The sequence below is a fragment of the Colwellia sp. Bg11-12 genome, from assembly GCF_014076955.1.
Classification (GTDB): domain Bacteria; phylum Pseudomonadota; class Gammaproteobacteria; order Enterobacterales; family Alteromonadaceae; genus Colwellia_A.
Genome location: NZ_JACGUZ010000023.1, coordinates 1 through 1,654 on the forward strand (window position 1 = coordinate 1; position 1,654 = coordinate 1,654).

Here is a 1,654-nt window from a genome sequence, read left to right on the forward strand (position 1 = left end):
TTTCGCCAAGCCCTACGTCATTTACGCCAATATAGTCTTCGGGCATTACCTAAAAACAAAATGTCCTTGCGAATTGGCTTTTCACTGTTTGGTGTTGTGGCTCAAAATCTAGCAGTTGTGTTTATAAAGTGGCGAATGTAATATTAACTTTTAGTGTTTGCTTTAAGGTTTTGTATTTACTGAAATACTTCACCTAACAAGCAATTCAAACGGACAAATAACAGTTGGCTGTCGTTCGTTCCTCACTATTTTAGCCAACTATTATTTGCCGCTTAATATGGGCGTTATGCGTCAGACACGAATTCTGTTTAAATTGTTTTTTGCGTTTGGCGCTTTATAAAAAATCGTTGTGCTTGTTGCTTGTTGCTTGTTGCTTGTTGCCTGTTCTTTGTTTTGGTAACTTACGTGGCAATTATACTTTTTTAGCTTTTGGCCAAAGTGTTTTTCGCCAGTTTATATTTGGTGCTAAACGTTAGATTATTTATGTGGCTCAAAATTCATTGTTTGGTGTGTCGCACTGAGTGGGAGTTTTTTAATCCTACAGTCGGGCTGCCACAGAATTTTATATAAATGGTGATGCTTGTGGTAATCACAACCAGCGCATAACAAGCTATTCAAACGGACGCTAAACAGTTGGCTAGCTTCGTTCCTCGCAATTTTAGCCAACAATTTTTCGCCGCTTAATAGGGCGTTATATTTTTTAGGTAATCTGATCGTATGGTTGAAATATTCTGGAATTTATTAGGAAAGCACAGTAACCAAATTGCAATAATAATTGCATTAATCCCTATAACATGGGGGATTATTCAATATTTATTTGGTAAAAGGTTAGAGTTGAAACAACAACGGTTTGTTATATATCACGATTTAATCAAGCTACTTGTACAACGAGAAGACCCTAAACAACCAATTATGATGGATAGGCAAATAGCTATAATCTTTGAACTTCGGAATTTCAAAGATTATTATCCAGTAACACTTCGGATTCTAACGGGGCTTAAGAAAAGTTGGGAAAATTACAAACCTGAAGAGAAAATTTCTAGAGCTCGTTTACATGAAGAGCTAGATTTATCAATTGAGTTTATATCAAACAAAATATAACAAGTTGCTTAAACGGAAAAATAACAGTTGGCCATCGCTTCGCGATTATAGCCAACCATTATTTTCCGCTTAGCAAGGCGTTATATGCTTTAAGAAATAGTATTCTTTTGTAAGGTATATTTTTGTGTTTTAGTTAATCGTTTTTCGTTTAATTAACTCAGTGTTTTTCGCTAGAATTGGTTCGGTGTTAGCACTAATAAGCTTTGCCTTTTATACCTTTTTCAAAGGTGGCAAAACTATTAATTCAGTTGTACCTGTAGTGAGTAGCTCAAAAATTCATAGTAGGTATTTTTATAACGGGTGGTTTAAGTTCGTGCAATATTTGGTTTAACCTATGTTGCATATAACAAGCTGTTCAAGAGGGACAAAATACAGTTGGCTGTTTTCGTTCCTCAACATTTTAGCCAACTAAATTTTGCCCCTTAACAGGGCGTTAGGTGTAATCGCCACTTCGTTTTAATTGTTTAAAGCATTTGCCAATTTAATCTAGCGTTTGTGTTTTCTAAATATGGTTTTGGAGTGTTTCGCCAAGCTCTACGTCATTTACGCCAAT

The 1,654-nt window shown here is 35.4% G+C and carries 1 protein-coding gene; it reads left to right on the forward strand.

Annotated elements, in window-relative coordinates:
- Positions 1–717: 717 nt before the first annotated feature.
- A complete protein-coding gene (locus tag H4J39_RS00330) occupies positions 718–1,101 on the forward strand; it encodes a hypothetical protein (RefSeq protein ID WP_182225473.1) in 384 nt (127 codons plus the stop codon).
- The last annotated feature ends 553 nt before the right edge of the window (positions 1,102–1,654 follow it).